Here is a 19488-nt window from a genome sequence, read left to right as displayed (position 1 = left end):
ATTTTCGGGGTGTTTTGCACCCCATTTTCGAGGATTCCTGGTCGCGGGTATCCTCATAACACAAGGCGCAAGCCTTGTTCTTCTTGGAGTTTCACATGAAAGTTATCGCATTTAAACGCGAATTGCAAGGTTCCGGAGCGAGCCGCCGCCTGCGCATTTCCGGCCAAACCCCTGGTATCGTCTATGGTGGCGCTGAAGCCCCAGTGCTGATCTCGCTGGATCACAACGCCCTGTACCACGCGTTGAAAAAAGAAGTGTTCCACTCGTCGATCCTGGATCTGGAAATCGACGGCGTTTCCCAGCAAGTTCTGTTGCGCGACTTCCAAGTCCACGCATACAAACAACTGGTTCTGCACGCTGACTTCCAGCGCGTTGACGCATCGCAGCCTATCCACGTGAAAGTGGCTCTGCACTTCATCAACGCTGACGTTTCCCCAGCAGTCAAACTGCACGGCGCGACCATCAGCCACGTTGCCAACGAAATCGAAGTCGCTTGCCTGCCAGGCAAACTGCCAGAATTCATCAACGTTGACCTGTCGAACATCGACGTCGGCCACTCGCTGCACGTAGGCGACCTGGTCCTGCCAGCTGGCGTGACCGCTGTCACCCACGGCGCCAACCTGACCATCGCTACCGCTTCGGTACCGGCTGGCCACGTTGCTGCTGAAGCCGCTGCTGCTGAAGTTGTTGCTGACAAGAAGTAATTTTGCCGCCGCAGCAATGCGGTAGTCGCAAGGAAAAACCCGCCAGGTTCGCCGCGCGGGTTTTTTTCTGCCTGTTTTCACCGATAATGCTTTCTTTTACATTACAGACACAGCCATGCCCATACGCCTGATCGTCGGCCTCGGCAACCCGGGACCCGAATACGAACAAACCCGCCACAATGCCGGCTTCTGGCTGGTGGACAATCTTGCCAACAGCTTGCCCGGCACGCGCTTGCAGCGCGATTCGCGCTACAACGCCATGCTGGCCAAGACCTCCATCGGCGGCAACGAAGTCTGGCTGCTCGAACCGCTGACCTTCATGAACCGCTCGGGCCAGTCCGTGGGCGCGCTGGCGCGTTTCTTCAAGATCGCCGCCGATGAAGTGCTCGTCGTGCACGACGAACTCGACCTGATGCCTGGCATCGCGCGCCTGAAAAAGGGCGGCTCGGCCGGCGGCCACAATGGCTTGAAGGACATCACGGCCGCGCTGGGCACGCAGGATTACTGGCGCTTGCGCCTGGGCATCGGCCACCCGCGCACCCTGAGCCTGCAGCAGCAGGTGGCCGACTTCGTGCTGCACCGCCCGCGCCGCGAAGACCAGGAACTGATCGAGCAAGCCATCGACAAATCCTTGCAGGTGATGCCGCAGATCGTCGAAGGCAAGTTCGAAGCGGCCACCATGAAGCTGCATACCGTCTAGTTATTTCCCCGCCTTGCCGAAGCCGGCCATGATGGTTTTCGCCATCTGCTGCTGGCTGGCTTGCGCGCTGCTGCCTTCACCCGCGTTGGCGGCGATCAGCAAGCCGTCGCCGCTGCCGGGCGCCAGCGCGATCAGCGCGTGCCAGTAGCCGTTCGAGCCCAGGTGCGTGAGCACGCGCTGCGGCGCCTGCGGCGGGAAGTGCATCACGCCCCAGCCCAACGCCGCATTTGTGTCGCCCTGCGCCGTGTGCAGCAAGACATACGTTTCCTGTTTCAGCAGCTTGCCCTTGCCTTGCTCGCCATGCAGTTGATCGAGTGCAAACTTGGCCCAGTCAGCCATGCTCAGGTGAATCTCCCCATCGGGCGCCATCATCAACGGATTGCTGGCCAGCAAGCCGGCAATCGGCTTGTTTTCCTTGTGCCCCAGGTTTTGCCCGCGCACGGTGGGGCCGAACGCGGCCTGCATGCCGAGCGGGCCGAACACTTCGGCTTGCATCAATTCTTCATACGTCTTGCCCGTGGCCTTTTCCGCGATGGCGGCGGCGATCATGGCGCCGCTGTTCGAGTAGTGCGATTCGCCGCGCGGCGGGACCACCGGAGCGTCTGCCAGCGCGCGCTGCGCGTATTCCTGGCGCAGCAGGGGCAAGGGGCGGGTGTCCGCGTAGGTGGATTCGATCCATGCCTCATCGGGATTGGGCGGCAGGCCGGCGCGGTGCGACAGCAGGTCCATCAGGTTGACGTCGCGGTACTCGGCGCGCATGCCGCCGGCCAGCGCGGGCAACATGCTCGACAGTGGCGCATCCCATGACAGCACGCCCCGTTCCACCAGCCGCGCGATCATGGTCACCGTCATGGCCTTGCCGTCCGAGCCGATATTCCACACGTCGTCGGCGCGTACGGCGTCGTGGCCGTCATTGGCGCGCACACCCGCTTGCGCCTGCGCATCGATCTTGCCGTCGCGGATCACGAGTATTGCCATGGCCGGCACGCTCTTGTCGGCCAGCGCCTGTTGCAGCATGGTGTTCAAGTCATGGGCGCGGGCGCCCCCGCTGAGCAAAAAGGCGGTGCTGCAAACGAGCGAGGCAAGCAGGGTTTTCATGGTGTCTCCAGTCGATAAAAGTGGGCGAACATGTTAAAATGGTCGCAAAACATGATTTAATTATTGTTTTACGATAATTTATTCTAGCAATACTTGACGCTTTCGTATACTTTTCTTTTAACTATGAAAAAAAATCAGACGGCGCCCGCGGCGCTGAGCCGGCGCGTGCGTTACGGCGTTTCGGGATTCTTTCTGCTGTACCTGCTGCTGACGGTGCTGGGCTGGCTGGCGCCCGCGCCTGCCGTGCAGGGAGCCGTGGGCGGCGCCGGCATGTATGAACTGTTGCTGCAATTGCAGAGCCAGCCATTCGAGCGCCTGGCCGCCATGCCCTTGTGGCAGCGGGGACTGGGTCTGGCGCTGGCCTTGCCGGCCTTGTGCGTGCTGGGCGACGCCGTGCGCCAGCTGGCCGCGGTCTTGCGCCAGTTCGAGCAAAGCGTGTTCTTTACGCCGCAGGTGGCGCGGCACTTTCGCCGTTTCGCCGGCGGCTTGCTACTGGGAACGGTGTTGACTCTGCTCGAACCGACCGTGCGCGGCATGCTGTTTGGCTTGCTGGAAGAGGGAACGGGCCAGTTGCGTCTGGTCATCGACATCACGGGCGGCGACCTGTGGACCTTGCTGCTGTGTTCCGTCTTCTTTGCGCTGGCGCAAATCCTCCATGAAGGCCAGCGCCTGGCCGATGAAAACAGCGGGTTCATCTGATGGCTATCGTCGTGCGCCTCGACCTGGTACTGGCCAGGAAAAAAGTGAAATCGAAGGAACTGGCGGCCTTCATCGGCATCACGGAACAGAATTTGTCCCTCTTAAAATCGGGCAAGGTGCGCGGCGTGCGTTTCGATACCCTGTCGAAAATTTGCGAGATGCTCGAATGCCAGCCCGGCGACATCCTGGAATTTGATGCGTCGCAGCCGGACGACGGGGATGGCGACAGTTAGCGGCACAGAGGGCGGTTTTTTTGAAGAGTAGGGTGCATAGAGGTACAATTGACCCTTACGAGCATTTATACAGCAAGATTATCCAGAAAACGCCTGTACAGGCCGTTTTTGCACCAGCCGCTTGCCGGCAATATTGATTAATTAAAGGTTTTCCATGAGTCTCCAATGCGGTATCGTCGGCTTGCCGAACGTCGGCAAGTCCACCCTGTTCAATGCACTGACGAAAGCCGGCATCCCGGCTGAAAACTATCCGTTCTGCACCATCGAGCCGAACGTCGGCGTCGTCGAAGTGCCGGATCCGCGTATGGATGCGCTGGCCGCCATCGTCAAGCCGGAACGCATGGTCAACGCCATCGTGGAATTCGTCGACATCGCCGGCCTGGTGGCTGGTGCATCGAAGGGCGAGGGCCTGGGCAACCAGTTCCTGTCGCACATCCGCGAAACGGACGCCATCGTCAACGTCGTGCGCTGCTTCGAAGATGACAACGTCATCCACGTGGCCGGCAAGATCAACCCGCTCGACGATATCGAAGTCATCCAGACCGAACTGGCGCTGGCCGACATGGGCACCGTGGAAAAAGCCATCCACCGCGAAAACAAGAAAGCCCGCTCGGGCGACAAGGATGCGGCCAAGCTGCTGGCCATCATGGAACGCATGATGCCTTACCTGAACGATGCGAAACCCGTGCGCGCCATGGGTCTGGACGCCGACGAAATGGAACTGATCAAGCCGCTGTGTCTGATCACGGCCAAGCCGGCCATGTTCGTGGCCAACGTGTCCGATTCGGGCTTTACGGACAACCCGCTGCTGGACCAGTTGACGGCCTATGCGCAATCGCAAAACGCACCCATCGTCGCCATCTGCGCCGCGCTGGAAGCGGAAATCGCCGACCTGGACGACGCCGACAAGGGCGCTTTCCTGGCCGACATGGGCATGGAAGAGCCAGGCCTGGACCGTCTGATCCGCGCCGGCTACAAGCTGCTGGGCCTGCAAACCTACTTCACGGCAGGCGTGAAGGAAGTACGCGCGTGGACCGTTCCCGTGGGCGCCACGGCGCCGCAAGCGGCCGGCGTGATCCACACCGACTTCGAACGCGGCTTCATCCGCGCGCAAACCATCGCCTATGACGACTTCATCGCCTACAAGGGCGAAGCGGGCGCCAAGGAAGCGGGCAAGATGCGCGCCGAGGGCAAGGAATACGTGGTCAAGGATGGCGACGTGCTGAACTTCCTGTTCAACGTCTAAATCCCGACCCGCTCCCGTACGGAGCCGCCACGAACCCTGCAAGTCATTGATTTGCAGGGTTTTTTATTGCCCGCATGGCCAACATGTCTGCGCTCGGGCGATTCTCTGCCGCTAGTTTTCACGGCCCCGCGCCAGGCTGTCCGAGCGCCGCCACGTCCACATCAGCCCGATGCCGGCCGAGGTGCCGCTGTTCTGGCGCAGTAGGGGGCTGGCGCGGTTGGCGGCGCCCGTGTAGTTGTCGTAGCGCAGAAAGGCAAAGGCGCGCCAGTCCTGGTGCAGCCGGTACGAACCACCGAGGCCCAGCCGCGTGAGCATCAGCCCGCTTTTTGCCGCATACGCGGGCCGCTGGCCGGTGGCATACGCGGGGCTGACGCCATACAAGTAATCGTTGATGGCGGCATTGCCCAGCACGGCGCCGGCGCTGGCATCGACATGCCATGCCTGCTGTTCGCCTTGCAGCGCGTAGACGAGGCGCGGCTCGAACGTGGCGCCCTGGCGGCGCAGGCCGCCGCGCGCTTCGATGACGGCGCGCAACGGTAGTTCCAGCCCAAGGCGGCTGTGCTGCGTCGGTTCGGCCAGCTTGATTTTCAGGCGCGGGCCGAACTCCACCAGGGTACCCAGGTCGGGCATGCCGCGCCGGGCCGGCACGTCGCTGGAGCGGGCCGGCAAGGACAGGGCAAAACCGATATCGAAGTCGAGGCGGTCCGTATCGAGCAGGCGCGCGCCCACGCCCGAACGGTCGGCGCGCAAGACTTTCCCGCGATAAATCAGATAGGGCAGGGCCAGGCTGCGCGTCGAGCGCTCGCTGGCGCCGGGATAGGCGGGCGTGACGGCCGTGCCGCCAAACACGCCCGCTTCCCATAAGGGCAGCGGTGCTTCGGCGGCGCGCGCCGGCGCCGTGGCGGCGAACAGGGCGCAGGCGGCCAGCAGGGTGCGCGTGATGTTCATCGAGGGACTCCGCAAGGTTTGCCTGCCGCCAGCGATTCCAGCGCCTTGTCGCTGAGGGCGCTCGATTGACCGCTTTTCTTTGCCAGCGCGATGGCGCGGCGGAAATGAAATTTGGCCGCGTCGTCGCGGCAGGCGGCGCTGGCGGCGCGTCCCGCCTCGTGGTGCAGCCGCGCCTGCCAGGCGAGATCGCCATGGCCCAGTTCGGCATTGTCGGCCGCGTCCGCGTAGTCGCGCATGGCTTGCGCCCAGTCGCCCTGGCTGGCCGCTTCCCGCGCGAACTGTTCCTGCTGCGCCGCCGTGCGCAGTTCGATTTGCGTGGAGCAGGCGCCCAGCGCCATCAAGATGAGCGGCAGGACGAGGCAAGACCGGATGGGCAGGAGTGTGGACATGGCGCCACTGTAGCGCATGGGAAGGGGCGCACGTTTGCGCGATACGCGTGAATCTGGGGTTTTTTGTAGCACTGATGACATATAATTTGCACACGACTTTGTTATCTTTGACACATCACCAAACAGGAGCACCATGTTTTCACGCAAATTCCATTCTTGTGCACAGCTGATGCTGGCTACCTTGCTGATGGGCTTTATCGCCGCATCTCCGGCGCGCGCGCAGCAGGCGGCCGTCAAATTGCCGAACGTGGTGATCCTGGCCACGGGCGGCACCATCGCCGGTAGCGGTGCCGACAGCACCACCACCGTCGGCTACACCTCGGCCACCGTGGGCGTCGAGCGCCTGATCGCGGCCGTGCCGGAATTGAAGAAAGTGGCAAACGTAAAAGGCGAGCAAGTATTCCAGATCGCCAGTGAAAGCATGGGCAACAGCCACTGGCTGACCCTGGCCAAGCGCATCAACGTGCTGCTGGCCTCGAACGATGTCGATGGCGTGGTCGTCACGCACGGCACCGACACCATCGAGGAAACGGCGTATTTCCTGAACCTGACCGTGAAGAGCAACAAGCCGGTCGTCGTGGTAGGCGCCATGCGTCCGTCGACGGCCATCTCGGCTGACGGCCCGATCAACCTGTACAACGCCGTGTTGTTAGCCGGTAGCAAGGAAGCCGTGGGCAAGGGCGTGCTGGTGGCCTTGAACGACCAGATCAACGCCGCGCGCGAAGTGACCAAAACCAACACCTCGACCACCGACACCTTCAAGTCGCCGGAACTGGGCATGCTCGGCTACATCCAGGGCAGCAAGCCTTTCTTCTACCGCCAGTCGACGCGCAAGCACACCTTGGAAACGGAATTTGACATCAGCAAGCTCGATGCTCTGCCGCAAGTGGACATCGTCTACGGCTACGCCAACATGAACCGTGTCGGCATCGACGCCTTCATCGCCGCTGGCGCCAAGGGCATCATCCACGCAGGCGTGGGCGATGGCAGCGTGGCCGCGCAAATGAAGCCGGCCCTGGTGGAAGCGCGCCAGAAGGGCGTGCTGATCGTGCGTTCGAGCCGAGTCGGTCAAGGCATCGTGGCGCGCAATGGCGAAGCCAACGACGATGAACTCGACAGTGTCGTGTCCGACACCCTGAACCCGCAAAAAGCCCGCATCCTGCTGATGCTGGCCTTGACCAAAACGAACAGCACGCAAGAAATCCAGCGTATTTTCTACACGTATTGATCAATACCGCGCCAGGCCAGCCTCATCGGCTGAGCCTGGCCGATTTACGCTTGCCCGCTTTGCTGCCATACTTCGCTTCTGAATAATTTCCTGGCAGAAGCAGCCACACTGTTCTTCTCCCCTGTCCATGGCTATCCTGTCCGACATCATCCTGTATCCGATCAAATCGTGCGCCGGCATCCATTTGCGCGAGGCGGTCCTGACGCGCTCGGGGCTGATGAGCGAGCACGTATTCGACCGCGAATGGATGGTGGTCGATGCGCAAGGCCGCTTCCTGACCCAACGCGAGCATCCGCGCATGGCGCTGATCGTGCCATCCATCAAGACCACCACCCTGGAATTGCGCGCGCCGGGCATGCTGCGTCTGGAAATCGAACTGGGCTTGCCGCATCCGCAACACTCGCCCATGCTGGACGTGCAGGTGTGGGACGATAGCGTGCGCGCCTACGATTGCGACGAGGTGACGGCCACCTGGTTTTCCCAGGCCATCGGCGTGCCGTGCCGCCTGGCGCGCTTTCACCCGGACGTGGTGCGCGCCACCAGTACCAAATGGACCAATGGCGTGGCTGCCGAGACCATGTTTGCCGATGGTTATCCGGTGCTGATCGCGGGCAATGCCTCGCTCGATGACGTGAATGACAAGCTGCGCGCCGCCGGCCGTGAAGCGCTGCCGATGAACCGCTTCCGTCCCAACCTCGTCATTGGCGACATCGGCGCCTTCGAGGAAGACTACGCCGACTTTCTGCAATTTGGCGCGACCACCTTGAAACCCGTCAAGCCATGTTCGCGCTGCCCGATCCCGTCAGTGGATCAGGCCACGGGCGTATCCGGACCGGACCCGCTCGACGTCATGCATGGCTATCGCGCCAAGCCCGAGCTCGATGGCGCCATCTGCTTCGGCATGAACGCCATCGTCACCGAAGGCGGCGATGAGCGTATCGTGGTGGGGCAGGACATCGGTTTCGAACTGGCATTTTAAGCATGGCGCCCGCATACAAGGGTTTAAGGTTTCTATGAATCAAGCAATACCGCCGGACCCGCGCATTGCCAGCCTCGAAGCCGAAAACCAGGCCTTGCGCGCGCGCATGGCTTTCCTGTTGGAACAGGTTGAACGCAACCACGACATCATGTGCCGCCACCAGGCGTTCGACCTGGAAATCGTCAGCGCGTCCACGTTTCCCGAACTGATCGGCACCATCTTCCGCACCTTGCCCGTGATTTCCGACCTCGATGGCGTCACCTTGAGCCTGCTCGACGAGGATGACGATATCGTGCTGGTGATGGAAAAGCTGGGCGTCGATTTCAGCGCCTTCCCGCAGTTGCTGTTCGTGCATACCGTGGCGGAGCTGGGTTTTGCCGCACCAAAGCCCGTTGCCGAGAGCGAAGCGGCCTTGCCGCCGATGCCGCTGCTCGGTGCCTTCGATGCGGCCGTGCATGGCCCCCGTTTTCCGCAGATCGATGCGCTGCGCAGCGTGGCGCTGGTGCCCTTGCTGCGTAACAAGCGCCTGATTGGCAGCCTGAACCTGGCCAGCAGCGACGTGACACGCTTTACGCCCGCGCTGGGCACGGATTTCATCAAGCACATGGCCTCCATCATCGCTATTTGCCTGGAAAACGTGATCAGCAATGAAATGCTCAAATACATCGGCTTGACCGATTCCTTGACGGGCGTCTACAACCGCCGTTATATCGACCGCCGCCTGCTGGAAGAGATCGCGCGCGCGCGGCGCCAGAATTATTGCATCTCATGCATGTATATTGACATCGACCATTTTAAATTGGTCAATGACACGCATGGCCACCAGGGCGGCGATGAAGTGCTGCGCGAAGTGGCCACGCGCATCCGCACGGAATTGCGCCGCTCCGATGCGCTGGGCCGTTTCGGCGGCGAGGAATTCGTCGTGCTGCTGATCGACGCCAACCTCGACAGCGCGACCTTCGTTGCCGAACGCATCCGCGCCAGCATTGCCGGCACCATGTTTGATCTGCCTGGCAGCGCGCAGGCGTGGGTCAGCGTGTCGATCGGCGTGGCCAGCCTGGAAGCGGACGCGGCGCTGCTGCCGATTGAAACGGTGGCGCAGCAATTGGTGGCGCATGCCGACCAGGCCCTGTACCAGGCCAAGGCCGATGGCCGCAACAAGGTCGTCAGCTGGCAGGCGCAGCCCGGTTAATTATTTCAATAGTAAAGTTTCTGCTTTGGCCACGGCGTCGGCCGTGCCGCGCAACACCACCACGTCGCCGCTGGCCAGTTGCGTCTCGGGCGTGACGTCGAGGCGGCCGCGGCCGCGGCGGATGGCCGTCACAAAGGCGCCGCAGCCGGCCACGTCGATCGCACTCAAGGGCAAGTCCACGCAATGCGCGCCTTCGCTGACGGTGACCGTATGCAGGCGTTCCAGTTCGGCATCGTCGCCCGCGTCGCTGGAGCCATGGAAATAGCCGCGCAGCGAGGCATAGCGTTCCTCGCGCGCCGCCTGCACGCGGTGCACCACGCGGCGCAGGGGCACACCCATCATGATCAAGGCGTGCGAAGCGAGCATCAAACTGCCTTCCATCAATTCCGGCACCACTTCGGCCGCGCCCGCCTTTTTCAACTGGTCGAGGTCGGTATCGTCGTGGCTGCGCACGATGACGGGCAAGGTTGGTGCCATTTCATTAAGCAGATGCAATAACTTCAGTGCCGACGGCGTATTCGCATAAGTAATCACCACGGCGCTGGCCCGGTAGATGCCGGCCGCCACCAGGCTTTCGCGCCGGCCCGCGTCGCCATACGACACGTGGGCGCCGGCCAGCTGCGCCTCCTGCACCCGTTCCGGGTCCAGGTCCAACGCGTGGTATTCGATCTTTTCTTCCGCCAGCAGGGTAGCCAGGCTTTGTCCGCTGCGTCCGAAGCCGGCGATCAGCACGTGTTTCTGCGACGCCATGGTACGCGTGGCGATCTTGGTCAGCGCCAACGATTGCATCATCCAGTCGTTGGCCGCCAGTTTCATGACGATGGCGTCCGACTTGGCGATGAGGAAGGGCGCCACCAGCATCGACAGCACCATCGAGGCCAGCACCACCTGCACGACGAACGGGTCCATCAGCTTGATGCCGCCAGCCAGGTTCAGCAGCACGAAGCCAAACTCGCCCGCCTGGGCCAGTCCCAGCCCCGTGCGCAGGGCCACGCCGTTGCTGGAGCCGAACAGCCGTGCCAGGCCCGCGATCAGGGCAAATTTCAGCAGCACGGGGCCGCACAGCAAGAGCAGCACCAGCCACCAGTTCTCAAACACCACGCGGATATTGAGCAGCATGCCGACCGTGATGAAGAACAGGCCCAGCAGCACGTCGCGGAAGGGCTTGATATCCTCTTCCACCTGGTGCTTGAATTCCGTCTCGGAAATGAGCATGCCGGCAACAAACGCCCCCAGGGCCAGCGACAGCCCGGCCCGTTCCGTGATCCACGCCGCGCCCAGGGTAATCAGGAGCAGGTTAAGCATGAACAATTCTTGCGAGCGGCGCTTGGCGACGATGGTCAGCCAGCCGCGCACCATCTTCTGGCCGATGAACAGCAGCAAAATGAGTACCACCAGGGCCTTGCCGCCGGCCCAGGCCAGGGTTTCGGCCAGGTTGTCCGAATCGCGCGTGAGGGCGGGAATGAGGATCAGCAGGGGCACGACGGCCAGATCCTGGAACAGCAAAATGCCGATGATCTTGCGGCCGTGTTCGCTTTCGAGTTCCAGCCGCTCCGTGAGCATTTTCGAGACGATGGCCGTCGACGACATGGCCAGCGCGCCGCCCAGGGCGAACGCGGCTTGCCAGCTCAGGTGGATGTAGGCGGACAGGTAATGTCCGACGAGCCAGCCGAAGAAGACGGTGGCGATGATGGTGGTGACCACCTGCGCCATGCCAAGGCCGAAGACGATGCGCCGCATGGCGAGGAACTTGGGCAGAGAAAATTCGAGCCCGATGGAAAACATCAGGAAGACGACGCCGAACTCGGCCAAGGTGTGGCTGGCCTCGTTTTCCGCCGCCAGGCCCAGCGCATGGGGGCCGATGACGATGCCAACGGCCAGGTAGCCCAGCATGGGCGGCAAATGCAACATTCTGAAAGCGACCACGCCCAGTACGGCGCTGCCGAGTAACATCAGGGTCAGTTCAAGCGAGGAAAACATGGGTTGCCCGGTACGGTCAATGGAAATCGTTGTTTGTTGTGACTGGCAAGTTTTTTGCTTTCCTAATTCGTTTATACTTTGGGCATGAGTGTAACCCATGAAAAAACAATGCTGAAAGCTTTTGATCGAATTGACATGCAAGCGACGACCGAGCGCGCTGTCGCGCTGGCCCGCACCACCTTGCAGATCGAGTCCGACGCCATCGTTGCGCTGCACGCGCGCCTGGCCACGGACGACAGCGTGGGCCGCGCCGTGGCGCTGTTGCTGCAATGCAAAGGAAGAGTCGTCGTCTCCGGCATCGGCAAGTCCGGCCATATCGCGCGCAAGATTGCCGCCACCCTCGCTTCCACCGGCACGCCGGCCCTGTTCGTGCATCCGGCCGAAGCGGCCCATGGCGACCTGGGCATGGTTACCTCGGACGATGCTTTTATTGCCATATCGTACTCGGGCGAGTCGTCCGAACTGATGGCCATCATGCCCGTCGTCAAGCGCATGGGCGGCGTACTGATTTCCATGACGGGCAAGCCGAATTCCAGCCTGGCGCAGCTGGCCGACGTGCACCTGGATATTTCTGTTGAAAAAGAAGCCTGTCCGCTGAACCTGGCGCCGACGGCCAGCACCACCGTCACACTGGCCCTGGGCGACGCGATCGCCGTGGCCTTGCTCGACTTGCGCGGCTTCAAGGAAGAAGATTTTGCCCGCTCGCACCCGGGCGGCGCCCTGGGCCGCCGCCTGCTCACGCACGTGCATGACGTCATGCGCAGCGGCGAACGGGTGCCGAAGGTACCCGTGCAGGCATCCCTGCTGCAGGCGCTGGAAGAAATGACGAAGAAGGGCATGGGCATGACGGCCGTCGTCGATGCGGACAACCGCCCCGTGGGCGTGTTTACGGATGGCGACTTGCGCCGCATGTTCGAGCGCGTGCAAGATTTCACGCAAGTGGCGATCCGCGACGTCATGCATGCGCAGCCGCGTAGCATCGCGCCCGAACGCCTGGCCGTCGATGCCGTGGCCGTGATGGAGCAGTTCCGCATCAACCAGATGCTGGTCGTCGATGCCGACGGCAAGCTGGTGGGCGCGCTGCATATCCATGATCTGACGCAAGCGAAGGTGATCTGATGGAGAGCGTAGCGGACAACCTGGCGCGGGCGGCCAAGGTCAAACTGATGATCTTTGACGTCGATGGCGTGCTCACCGACGGCAGCCTGCATTTCGGCCCCGACGGCGAGATGATGAAAACGTTTAATGTGTATGATGGCCTGGGCATCAAGCTGCTGCAGGAATCGGGCGTGCAGACGGCCATCATCAGCGCGCGCCGCTCGGCCATTACGGCGCGCCGCGCGCAAGACCTGGGCATTACCCATGTGCACCAGGGTGGCCACGACAAGCTGACGCCGTTTCGCGAACTGCTGGCGCTGACGGGCTTGACGGAAGAGCAATGCGGCTATATCGGCGACGACGTCATCGATGCGCCCATCCTGAAACGCGTGGGCTTTGCCGTCAGCGTGCCGGGCGGGCGCCCGGAAGCGCAGGACTTGGCGCACCATGTGACGCAGGCCGGCGGCGGCCGCGGTGCCGTGCGCGAAATCTGCGAATTCCTGCTGCGCGCCCAGGACAACTATGCGCGCGTCATGGCGCCGTTCCTGGAGTGAGGCGCGCCTTGCCGCCAATGATATTTAAAAGAGTGAAGCCCTATGCGTAAGCCAGGAGGAGGCGCCCATCGCTGGCGCATGATTTTTACCGTGCTGGGCGCGGTTGTTGTCGCGCTGGGCAGCTTTTGGCTGCTCGAAGTGATGAACAAGAACAGCCAGGACATCAAGGCCAGCAAGCATCTTGATGAGCCTGACTATTTCATCACCAATTTCAGCCTGGTGCGCATGGATTTGACGGGTAAGCCCAGCTATATCGTATCGGGCACCAAGCTTACGCATTATCCGGCCGACGATTCGTCCGATATCGACCAGCCCTTCGTGCGCAAGCTCACGCCCGGCATGCCGCCGTTGAACATGAACGCGGAACTGGCGCATATCGACCAGGACAATACCCGGTTGCAACTGCACCGCAAGGTCGTGATCGACCGCGTGGCAAGTCCGAAGGCGCAGAACCTGACGGTCAAGACGGAGGCGCTGACGGTGTTTCCGGACGAGGAAAGAATGGAAACGGACGTGCCTGTCGATATCCTGACGGGCACCTCGCGCCTCAATGGCATCGGCATGAAAGCCAATAACGCCACCGGCGAGGTGGAAGTGCAGAATGCGCTGCGCATGGTCCTCCCGCCGAAACCGCGCCCGGCCGCGGCGGCAAAATGACAGAATGAAACAAGGAAACCATACTATGAAGAACATCTTGCTGTTGACCGTATTTTCGCTGGCCATCATGGGCGTGGCGCATGCCGAGAAGGCCGATTCCGAGAAGGAAGCCGTCATCACGGCACGCAGCGGCCACGTCGATGACGTCAAGCAGGTGCGTACCCTGACGGGCGACGTCGTGCTGGTGAAAGGCACCCTAACCATGAAGGCGGGCCGGGCCCTGATCACGGAAGACCCGCAAGGCTACCAGTTCATCACCTTCTGGGCCGATCCCGGCAAGCTGGCCACCTTCCGCCAGAAGCGCGATGGCGCGGGCGACCTGTGGGTCGAAGGCGAAGCGGAGCGCGTGGAATACGACAACAAGACGGAAGTGGTGAAACTGTTTTCCCGGGCCAAGCTGACGCGTCTGGAAGGCACGAAAGTGACCGACGTGGCCAATGGCGCCTTCATCTCGTATGACAGCCGCAAGGAAGTGTTTGCGATGGAAAACTCCAACAGCGGCACCAGCACCCCCGATGGCGGCAGCGTGCGCATGGTGATCCAGCCGAAGACCAAGGCGCCGGCGGCGGAGAAAGCGCCGGCCACGCCTGCGCCAGGAAAGAAATAATGGATAATACTCGTTGCGGCAGTACCCTGATCGTTCGCGGTCTGCAAAAAACCTATGGCAAGCGGCAAGTCGTGCATGATGTTTCGCTGCAAGTCGAATGCGGCGAAGTCGTGGGTTTGCTGGGCCCGAACGGCGCCGGCAAGACCACCTCGTTCTACATGATCGTCGGCCTGGTGCCGTCGGATGGCGGCAGCATCGATATCAGCGGCGTGGACATTTCCAGCCTGCCGATCCACCGCCGCGCGCAGATGGGCCTGTCCTATCTGCCGCAGGAAGCGTCCGTCTTCCGCAAGCTGACGGTGGAAGACAATATCCGCGCCGTGCTGGAAATCCAGACCGTCGAAGGCCGCCCCCTGAAAAAGGCCGAGATCGAGGAGCGCCTGGACAAACTGCTGGCTGACTTGCAGATTGAAAAGTTGCGTGAGAACCAGGCCCTGTCCCTGTCGGGCGGCGAGCGCCGCCGCGTGGAAATCGCCCGCGCGCTGGCCACCGATCCCCGTTTCGTGCTGCTCGACGAGCCGTTTGCCGGCGTCGATCCGATCGCCGTGATCGAGATCCAGCGCATCGTGCGCTTCTTGAAGGAGCGCAATATCGGCGTGCTGATCACCGATCATAATGTGCGCGAGACGCTGGGTATTTGCGACCGTGCCTATATCATCAACCAAGGCTCGGTACTGGCGTCGGGACGCCCCGACGACATCATCGCGAACGAGTCGGTACGCCGGGTCTATCTGGGCGAACACTTCCGCATGTAAGCCAATGAAACAATCATTGCAGCTGCGCACTTCGCAGCACCTGGCACTGACGCCGCAGTTGCAGCAATCGATACGCCTGTTGCAATTGTCTACCCTGGAATTGCACCAGGAGCTCGAGCAACTGCTGACGGACAATCCCCTGCTCGAGCGCCTCGACGATCCGCTCGACCGTTCGCTGCGCCTGCTGTCCGACGGCGCCTTGAGTTCCACGGCCGCGCCGGCCGAAGCGCCGCCCCAGCCGCCAGGCCAGGAAGCGACCGCGGCGCCGGCCGAAGCGGAAACCTTTGACGGCGAGGCGGGCGACAGTCCGGCTGCGGCCGATGGCGGCGACAGCGACTGGAACGAGGCGAGCCGGGGCAAGGCGCCCGACGACGAAGATTCCCGTCCGCAACTGGAAGCCCATCACTGCACCCTGCGCGAACACCTGATGGAGCAGATGCGCGTGACGGTGCTCGAATTGCGCGACCGCGCGCTGGTCGAGCTGATCATCGACGCGCTCGACGACAATGGCTACCTGGAAGAGTCGCTCGACGACATCCTGGCGCGCTTGCCGGAAGAGCTGGAAATCGACGCCGACGAGATGCGCACGGCCTTGTCGCTGCTGCAAAGTTTCGATCCGCCCGGCGTGGGCGCGCGCAATGCGTCCGAATGCCTGGCGCTGCAGATCAAGCGCTTGCCGCACATCGCCATGGTGACGCGGCGCATGGCCCTCGTCATCGTGGAAAAGCACCTGGCGTGGTTTGCCCAGCGCGATTTCAACAAACTGAAAAAAGCCCTCGATTGCGACGATGAAGACTTGCGCGAAGCGCAGACAGTGATTCGCCAGTGCAATCCGCATCCGGGCGCCGTGTTCGCCTCGGACGTGTCCGATTACGTGGTGCCCGACGTCGTCGTCAAGCGCGCGCGCAATGGCTGGCAAGTCACCCTGAACAACGATGTGATGCCGCGCCTGCGCGTCAACGCCATGTATGCCAACCTGCTCAAGCAGGGCAAGGGCGAGGGCGCCATGGGCGCACAGTTGCAGGAAGCCAAGTGGCTGATCAAGAATATGCGCCAGCGCTTCGACACGATCCTGCGCGTGGCACAGGCGATAGTAGAAAGACAAAAGAACTTTTTCTCGCATGGGGCCGTTGCCATGCGCCCCCTTGTGCTCCGTGAAATAGCTGATACACTGGGTTTACACGAGAGTACTATCTCGCGGGTAACAACTCAAAAGTACATGCTGACCCCGCACGGCATGTTCGAGTTGAAATATTTCTTTGGTAGCCACGTCGCCACCGAAGCGGGGGGGGAAGCGTCATCGACGGCGATACGGGCATTGATCGTGCAACTGACAGGAGCAGAAGACCCTAAAAATCCTTTATCCGACAGTAAGATTGCGGACATGCTGGGGGAACAAGGCATGGTGATTGCGCGACGTACTGTTGCCAAATACCGGGAAGCGTTGAAAATTCCGCCAGTGAGCCTGCGTAAGTGTTTGTAAGTTTTTTTCGGTTCCTCTGCGGGCCGGATAGGATGGACCGCACGAACCCGATCATCTTTAGGAGTGTGTATGAATCTCACCATCAGCGGACATCATCTCGAAGTGACACCAGCCATCCGTGAATACGTACAAACGAAGCTGGAACGCGTGAAACGTCATTTCGATCAAGTTATCGATATCGCCGTGATTCTGACCGTGGATAACCTCAAAGAGAAAGAAAAACGTCAAAAGGCCGAAGTCAACCTGCGTTTAAGTGGCAAAACCGTCTATGTGGAAAGCCTGGCCCAAGACCTGTATGCCGCAATCGATGCCCTGATCGACAAGCTCGATAGGCAAGTGATGAAATACAAAACCAAAGTGCAAGGGCACGGTAAAGAGGCGATCAAGCATCTGCCAGACAACTCCGAGGAAGACGCCGTCGTCGCCGTTTAAGGCCACCCGCTTCCAGCAGTTGTGATCAACTAAGGGCGCACATCTTGCGCCCTTTTTTGCGCCCGTACCTTTTGAACGCAATGTTCCCCGCGCAGGGGATAGAATGTTTGCACTTTCACTTCTTTCCTGCCTGCCATGAGCGACTTCGTCCAGACCTCCATCCGCAACCGCACGGGGCACATCGTGCTCGACCGCCCGAAAGCCTTGAATTCCCTGTCGCTGGAGATGGTGCGCGCCCTGAGCGCGGCCCTGCTGGCGTGGCGCGACGACCCGCAGGTGGACGCCGTGGTGATCCGTTCGAGCAGCGACAAGGCCCTGTGCGCCGGCGGCGACATCCGTTTCTTTTACGATGCGGGCCTGGCCACGCCGCAAGGCGGCAGCGCCTTGCTGGAAGATTTCTTTACGGAAGAATACGCTTTAAATCATTTGATTCATTTCTATCCGAAACCGTATATCGCCGTGATGGATGGCGTGGTGATGGGCGGCGGCATGGGCGTGGCACAAGCCGGGCCGGGCAACCGCCTGCGCATCGTCACGGGCCGCACGCGCATGGCCATGCCGGAAGTCAATATCGGTTTGTTTCCCGACGTGGGCGGCAGTTATTTCCTGTCCCGCCTGGCAGGCCAGCTGGGCCTGTACCTGGGTTTGACGGGCTTGACGATCAATGCGGCCGACGCCCTGTACACGGGGCTGGCCGATGTCTACCTGCCGGAGGCGCAGATGGGGGCGCTGCTGGCCCTGTTCGAATCGACGCCGGGCGAGGCCTTGCCGGTGGCCATCAAGGCGCTGGCGGCGCCGTTCCAGGCACAGGCAGGTGTTTCCTCGCTGGCGGCGGCGCGCGTGGCGCTGGACCGCCATTTCGGTGCGGATTCGGTGGCGGCCATCATGGCCTCGCTGGCGCAGGACGACAGCGTGTTCGCCAGCAAGGCTTTGGCGGCCATGCGCCTGCGCTCGCCCTTGATGATGTCGGTGACCCTGGAATTGCTGCAGCGGGGGGCTCACTTGGGCGTGGCCGATTGTCTGCGTCTGGAGCGCACGGTAGTGCGCCACAATTTCGAGCATGGCGAAGTGCTCGAGGGCGTGCGCGCGCTGGTGGTCGACAAGGACAATGCGCCGCGCTGGAATCCATCAAGCCTGGACGAGGTCGACGCGGCCATGGTGGCGCGCTTCTTTGCCCCCGTCTGGCCGGCGTCAGCGCATCCGCTGCGCCACCTGAATTAACTAGCTACGTTCGCGGTGGCGCAGCACGACCCGTTCATTCGGGCCGAAGTATTGCGCCAGCCGTTCCGCCATGTACACGGAGCGGTGCTGGCCTCCCGTGCAACCGAGCGCCACCGTCAGGTAGCTGCGGTTGTCGGACTTGAATGACGGTAACCATTTTTCGATGAAGGTGCGGATGTCGGCCAGCAGTTCCAGCGCGCTTGGCTGCGCGTCGAGAAAGGCGATCACGGGCGCGTCGCGGCCGTCGAGCGGGCGCAGGGCCAGGTCATAATAGGGATTGGGCAAGGCCCGCACGTCGAAGACGAAATCGGCGTCCAGCGGCACGCCCAGCTTGAAGGCGAACGATTCGAAGAACAGGGTCAGCGGCGCGCGTTCGGAGGCGATCATATCCTTGATCCAGGCGCGCAATTTGTTGGCGCTCAGTTCCGAGGTGTCGATCACGTGGCCCAGCTGTTCGATGGCCGACAGGCGTTCGCGTTCTTCCGAGATGCATTCGATCAGGGTGCGGCGGCTGGCCGGATTCTGGTTCGGACGCAATTCGTGCGACAGCGGATGGCTGCGGCGCGTTTCCGAGAAGCGCGCCACCAGCGAATGCGTGGTGGCCGTCAAAAACATGACCTTGACGTCGTGCCCCTGGTCGCGCAGCAGCGCCACATTGTGCGGCAAGCTGACGAGCGACTCGGCGCTGCGCGCATCGACGGCGACGGCCAATTGCGGTGTGCCTTCGTCGAGCAGGGTTTGCACCAGGCTGGGCAGCAAGGCCGGTGGCAGGTTGTCGACACAATAGTAGCCGGTATCTTCCAGCACATTGAGCGCGACGGATTTACCGGAGCCGGATATTCCGGTGATAAGGACGATATGCATAGCCCGATCATACAATAAAGATCGGCGCTCTGCTCCCAAGGCAATTATCTTTACAAATTATTGCAATTTAGACTGTGGTATTTCTTTGCTGCACACGTCAACAATGTCGTCGGATTACGCGGGGCGTTGCCCCGCCTCGGCGGCCCCGCTAATCCGACCTACGTTGCTAATCCCCGCCCATTGCGAGCCGTTGGTGCAGCAGGGAATTCACGCAGCACCGCTGCGTGCCTGCGTAACGGTTCGCCCTTGCAAGGGCGAACTCCTTGGCAACATTAATCGCCACTCATGGCGAGTCGTTGGTGCAGCAGGGAATTCACGCAGCACCGCTGCGTGCCTGCGTAACGGTTCGCCCTTGCAAGGGCGAACTCCTTGGCAACATTAATCGCCACTCATGGCGAGTCGTTGGTGCAGCAGGGAATTC

21 protein-coding genes are annotated in these 19488 nt (G+C 61.7%); 16 read left to right on the top strand and 5 right to left on the bottom strand.

Going from position 1 to position 19488, the window contains the following annotated elements; all coding sequences use genetic code 11:
- Window positions 1-95: 95 nt before the first annotated feature.
- Together GYK42_RS00105 and pth are read left to right on the top strand one after the other, a co-directional pair.
- A complete protein-coding gene (locus GYK42_RS00105) occupies window positions 96-704 on the top strand; it encodes a 50S ribosomal protein L25/general stress protein Ctc (RefSeq protein ID WP_035824067.1) in 609 nt (202 codons plus the stop codon).
- 115 nt (window positions 705-819) lie between these two features.
- Window positions 820-1404, top strand: a complete 585-nt coding sequence (gene pth, locus GYK42_RS00100; RefSeq protein ID WP_166445893.1) for an aminoacyl-tRNA hydrolase — start codon at window positions 820-822, stop codon at window positions 1402-1404.
- Here pth and GYK42_RS00095 read toward each other — a convergent pair whose 3' ends face one another.
- Window positions 1405-2502: a serine hydrolase domain-containing protein gene (locus GYK42_RS00095; protein ID WP_166445892.1), complete on the bottom strand. Its 1098-nt coding sequence runs from the start codon at window positions 2500-2502 to the stop codon at window positions 1405-1407. It lies immediately after the preceding gene.
- A 123-nt stretch (window positions 2503-2625) separates the two neighbouring features.
- Here GYK42_RS00095 and GYK42_RS00090 point away from each other — a divergent pair, with 123 nt between their 5' ends.
- The 3 genes from GYK42_RS00090 (at window position 2626) to ychF (ending at window position 4680) form a co-directional block, all read left to right on the top strand.
- A complete protein-coding gene (locus GYK42_RS00090; protein ID WP_166445891.1) occupies window positions 2626-3201 on the top strand; it encodes a hypothetical protein in 576 nt (191 codons plus the stop codon).
- Entirely contained in the window at window positions 3201-3434 is a 234-nt protein-coding gene (locus GYK42_RS00085) for a helix-turn-helix domain-containing protein (protein ID WP_166445890.1), read from the top strand. Before GYK42_RS00090 ends, GYK42_RS00085 begins: the two co-directional genes overlap by 1 nt.
- A 154-nt stretch (window positions 3435-3588) precedes the next feature.
- Window positions 3589-4680, top strand: coding sequence for a redox-regulated ATPase YchF (gene ychF, locus GYK42_RS00080; RefSeq protein WP_034753282.1), 1092 nt, complete (start codon window positions 3589-3591; stop codon window positions 4678-4680).
- Between the two features lie 111 nt (window positions 4681-4791).
- Here the strand turns inward: ychF and GYK42_RS00075 are convergent, their stop codons facing one another.
- Window positions 4792-5628: a MipA/OmpV family protein gene (locus GYK42_RS00075; RefSeq protein WP_166445889.1), complete on the bottom strand. Its 837-nt coding sequence runs from the start codon at window positions 5626-5628 to the stop codon at window positions 4792-4794.
- On the bottom strand, window positions 5625-6017 hold the full coding sequence (locus tag GYK42_RS00070; protein WP_166445888.1) for a hypothetical protein: 393 nt from the start codon (window positions 6015-6017) through the stop codon (window positions 5625-5627). Before GYK42_RS00070 ends, GYK42_RS00075 begins: the two co-directional genes overlap by 4 nt.
- A 133-nt stretch (window positions 6018-6150) precedes the next feature.
- Between GYK42_RS00070 and GYK42_RS00065 the strand changes: the two genes are divergently transcribed.
- From GYK42_RS00065 to GYK42_RS00055, 3 genes are all read left to right on the top strand, one after another.
- Window positions 6151-7245, top strand: a complete 1095-nt coding sequence (locus GYK42_RS00065; protein WP_046681703.1) for a type II asparaginase — start codon at window positions 6151-6153, stop codon at window positions 7243-7245.
- A gap of 127 nt (window positions 7246-7372) precedes the next feature.
- Window positions 7373-8224 carry an MOSC domain-containing protein gene (locus GYK42_RS00060; protein ID WP_166445887.1) on the top strand — a complete coding sequence of 284 codons (852 nt, stop codon included), beginning with the start codon at window positions 7373-7375 and terminating at the stop codon, window positions 8222-8224.
- Window positions 8225-8258: 34 nt separating this feature from the next.
- Entirely contained in the window at window positions 8259-9416 is a 1158-nt protein-coding gene (locus GYK42_RS00055; protein WP_166445886.1) for a GGDEF domain-containing protein, read from the top strand.
- Here GYK42_RS00055 and GYK42_RS00050 read toward each other — a convergent pair whose 3' ends face one another.
- Window positions 9417-11396, bottom strand: a complete 1980-nt coding sequence (locus tag GYK42_RS00050) for a monovalent cation:proton antiporter family protein (RefSeq protein WP_166445885.1) — start codon at window positions 11394-11396, stop codon at window positions 9417-9419.
- A gap of 108 nt (window positions 11397-11504) precedes the next feature.
- On the opposite strand from GYK42_RS00050, the gene GYK42_RS00045 reads away from it, so the two are divergent.
- From GYK42_RS00045 to GYK42_RS00010, 8 genes are all read left to right on the top strand, one after another.
- Complete coding sequence (locus GYK42_RS00045) at window positions 11505-12515, top strand: KpsF/GutQ family sugar-phosphate isomerase (RefSeq protein ID WP_082127485.1); 1011 nt, start codon at window positions 11505-11507, stop codon at window positions 12513-12515.
- A complete protein-coding gene (locus GYK42_RS00040; RefSeq protein ID WP_034753317.1) occupies window positions 12515-13048 on the top strand; it encodes a KdsC family phosphatase in 534 nt (177 codons plus the stop codon). The genes GYK42_RS00045 and GYK42_RS00040 overlap by 1 nt, the downstream gene beginning before the upstream one ends.
- Window positions 13049-13090: 42 nt before the next feature.
- Complete coding sequence (gene lptC, locus GYK42_RS00035) at window positions 13091-13705, top strand: LPS export ABC transporter periplasmic protein LptC (protein ID WP_240943346.1); 615 nt, start codon at window positions 13091-13093, stop codon at window positions 13703-13705.
- 25 nt (window positions 13706-13730) lie between these two features.
- Window positions 13731-14312, top strand: coding sequence for a lipopolysaccharide transport periplasmic protein LptA (gene lptA, locus GYK42_RS00030; protein ID WP_046681709.1), 582 nt, complete (start codon window positions 13731-13733; stop codon window positions 14310-14312).
- Window positions 14312-15067, top strand: coding sequence for an LPS export ABC transporter ATP-binding protein (lptB, locus tag GYK42_RS00025; RefSeq protein ID WP_034753325.1), 756 nt, complete (start codon window positions 14312-14314; stop codon window positions 15065-15067). The genes lptA and lptB overlap by 1 nt, the downstream gene beginning before the upstream one ends.
- A 4-nt stretch (window positions 15068-15071) precedes the next feature.
- Window positions 15072-16550, top strand: coding sequence for an RNA polymerase factor sigma-54 (locus tag GYK42_RS00020; RefSeq protein WP_166445884.1), 1479 nt, complete (start codon window positions 15072-15074; stop codon window positions 16548-16550).
- 69 nt (window positions 16551-16619) lie between these two features.
- Window positions 16620-16982 carry a ribosome hibernation-promoting factor, HPF/YfiA family gene (gene hpf / locus GYK42_RS00015; protein WP_034753331.1) on the top strand — a complete coding sequence of 121 codons (363 nt, stop codon included), beginning with the start codon at window positions 16620-16622 and terminating at the stop codon, window positions 16980-16982.
- A gap of 135 nt (window positions 16983-17117) precedes the next feature.
- Window positions 17118-18203, top strand: a complete 1086-nt coding sequence (locus tag GYK42_RS00010; RefSeq protein ID WP_166445883.1) for an enoyl-CoA hydratase/isomerase family protein — start codon at window positions 17118-17120, stop codon at window positions 18201-18203.
- On the opposite strand, the gene rapZ is transcribed toward GYK42_RS00010, so the two are convergent.
- On the bottom strand, window positions 18204-19067 hold the full coding sequence (rapZ, locus tag GYK42_RS00005) for an RNase adapter RapZ (RefSeq protein WP_046681712.1): 864 nt from the start codon (window positions 19065-19067) through the stop codon (window positions 18204-18206).
- Window positions 19068-19488 lie beyond the last annotated feature (421 nt).

This window comes from Janthinobacterium lividum (assembly GCF_011601275.1).
GTDB classification, from domain to species: Bacteria; Pseudomonadota; Gammaproteobacteria; order Burkholderiales; family Burkholderiaceae_D; genus Janthinobacterium; species Janthinobacterium lividum_E.
The sequence above is the reverse complement of the archived record's forward strand: the minus strand, read 5'-3'. Positions and strand labels throughout refer to the sequence as shown.

Coding starts and splice junctions, on each gene's coding strand:
- GYK42_RS00105 (WP_035824067.1), top strand. CDS start 96: ATGAAAGTTATCGCATTTAAACGCGAATTGCAAGGTTCCGGAGCGAGC.
- pth (WP_166445893.1), top strand. CDS start 820: ATGCCCATACGCCTGATCGTCGGCCTCGGCAACCCGGGACCCGAATAC.
- GYK42_RS00095 (WP_166445892.1), bottom strand. CDS start 2,502: ATGAAAACCCTGCTTGCCTCGCTCGTTTGCAGCACCGCCTTTTTGCTC.
- GYK42_RS00090 (WP_166445891.1), top strand. CDS start 2,626: ATGAAAAAAAATCAGACGGCGCCCGCGGCGCTGAGCCGGCGCGTGCGT.
- GYK42_RS00085 (WP_166445890.1), top strand. CDS start 3,201: ATGGCTATCGTCGTGCGCCTCGACCTGGTACTGGCCAGGAAAAAAGTG.
- ychF (WP_034753282.1), top strand. CDS start 3,589: ATGAGTCTCCAATGCGGTATCGTCGGCTTGCCGAACGTCGGCAAGTCC.
- GYK42_RS00075 (WP_166445889.1), bottom strand. CDS start 5,628: ATGAACATCACGCGCACCCTGCTGGCCGCCTGCGCCCTGTTCGCCGCC.
- GYK42_RS00070 (WP_166445888.1), bottom strand. CDS start 6,017: ATGTCCACACTCCTGCCCATCCGGTCTTGCCTCGTCCTGCCGCTCATC.
- GYK42_RS00065 (WP_046681703.1), top strand. CDS start 6,151: ATGTTTTCACGCAAATTCCATTCTTGTGCACAGCTGATGCTGGCTACC.
- GYK42_RS00060 (WP_166445887.1), top strand. CDS start 7,373: ATGGCTATCCTGTCCGACATCATCCTGTATCCGATCAAATCGTGCGCC.
- GYK42_RS00055 (WP_166445886.1), top strand. CDS start 8,259: ATGAATCAAGCAATACCGCCGGACCCGCGCATTGCCAGCCTCGAAGCC.
- GYK42_RS00050 (WP_166445885.1), bottom strand. CDS start 11,396: ATGTTTTCCTCGCTTGAACTGACCCTGATGTTACTCGGCAGCGCCGTA.
- GYK42_RS00045 (WP_082127485.1), top strand. CDS start 11,505: ATGCTGAAAGCTTTTGATCGAATTGACATGCAAGCGACGACCGAGCGC.
- GYK42_RS00040 (WP_034753317.1), top strand. CDS start 12,515: ATGGAGAGCGTAGCGGACAACCTGGCGCGGGCGGCCAAGGTCAAACTG.
- lptC (WP_240943346.1), top strand. CDS start 13,091: ATGCGTAAGCCAGGAGGAGGCGCCCATCGCTGGCGCATGATTTTTACC.
- lptA (WP_046681709.1), top strand. CDS start 13,731: ATGAAGAACATCTTGCTGTTGACCGTATTTTCGCTGGCCATCATGGGC.
- lptB (WP_034753325.1), top strand. CDS start 14,312: ATGGATAATACTCGTTGCGGCAGTACCCTGATCGTTCGCGGTCTGCAA.
- GYK42_RS00020 (WP_166445884.1), top strand. CDS start 15,072: ATGAAACAATCATTGCAGCTGCGCACTTCGCAGCACCTGGCACTGACG.
- hpf (WP_034753331.1), top strand. CDS start 16,620: ATGAATCTCACCATCAGCGGACATCATCTCGAAGTGACACCAGCCATC.
- GYK42_RS00010 (WP_166445883.1), top strand. CDS start 17,118: ATGAGCGACTTCGTCCAGACCTCCATCCGCAACCGCACGGGGCACATC.
- rapZ (WP_046681712.1), bottom strand. CDS start 19,067: ATGCATATCGTCCTTATCACCGGAATATCCGGCTCCGGTAAATCCGTC.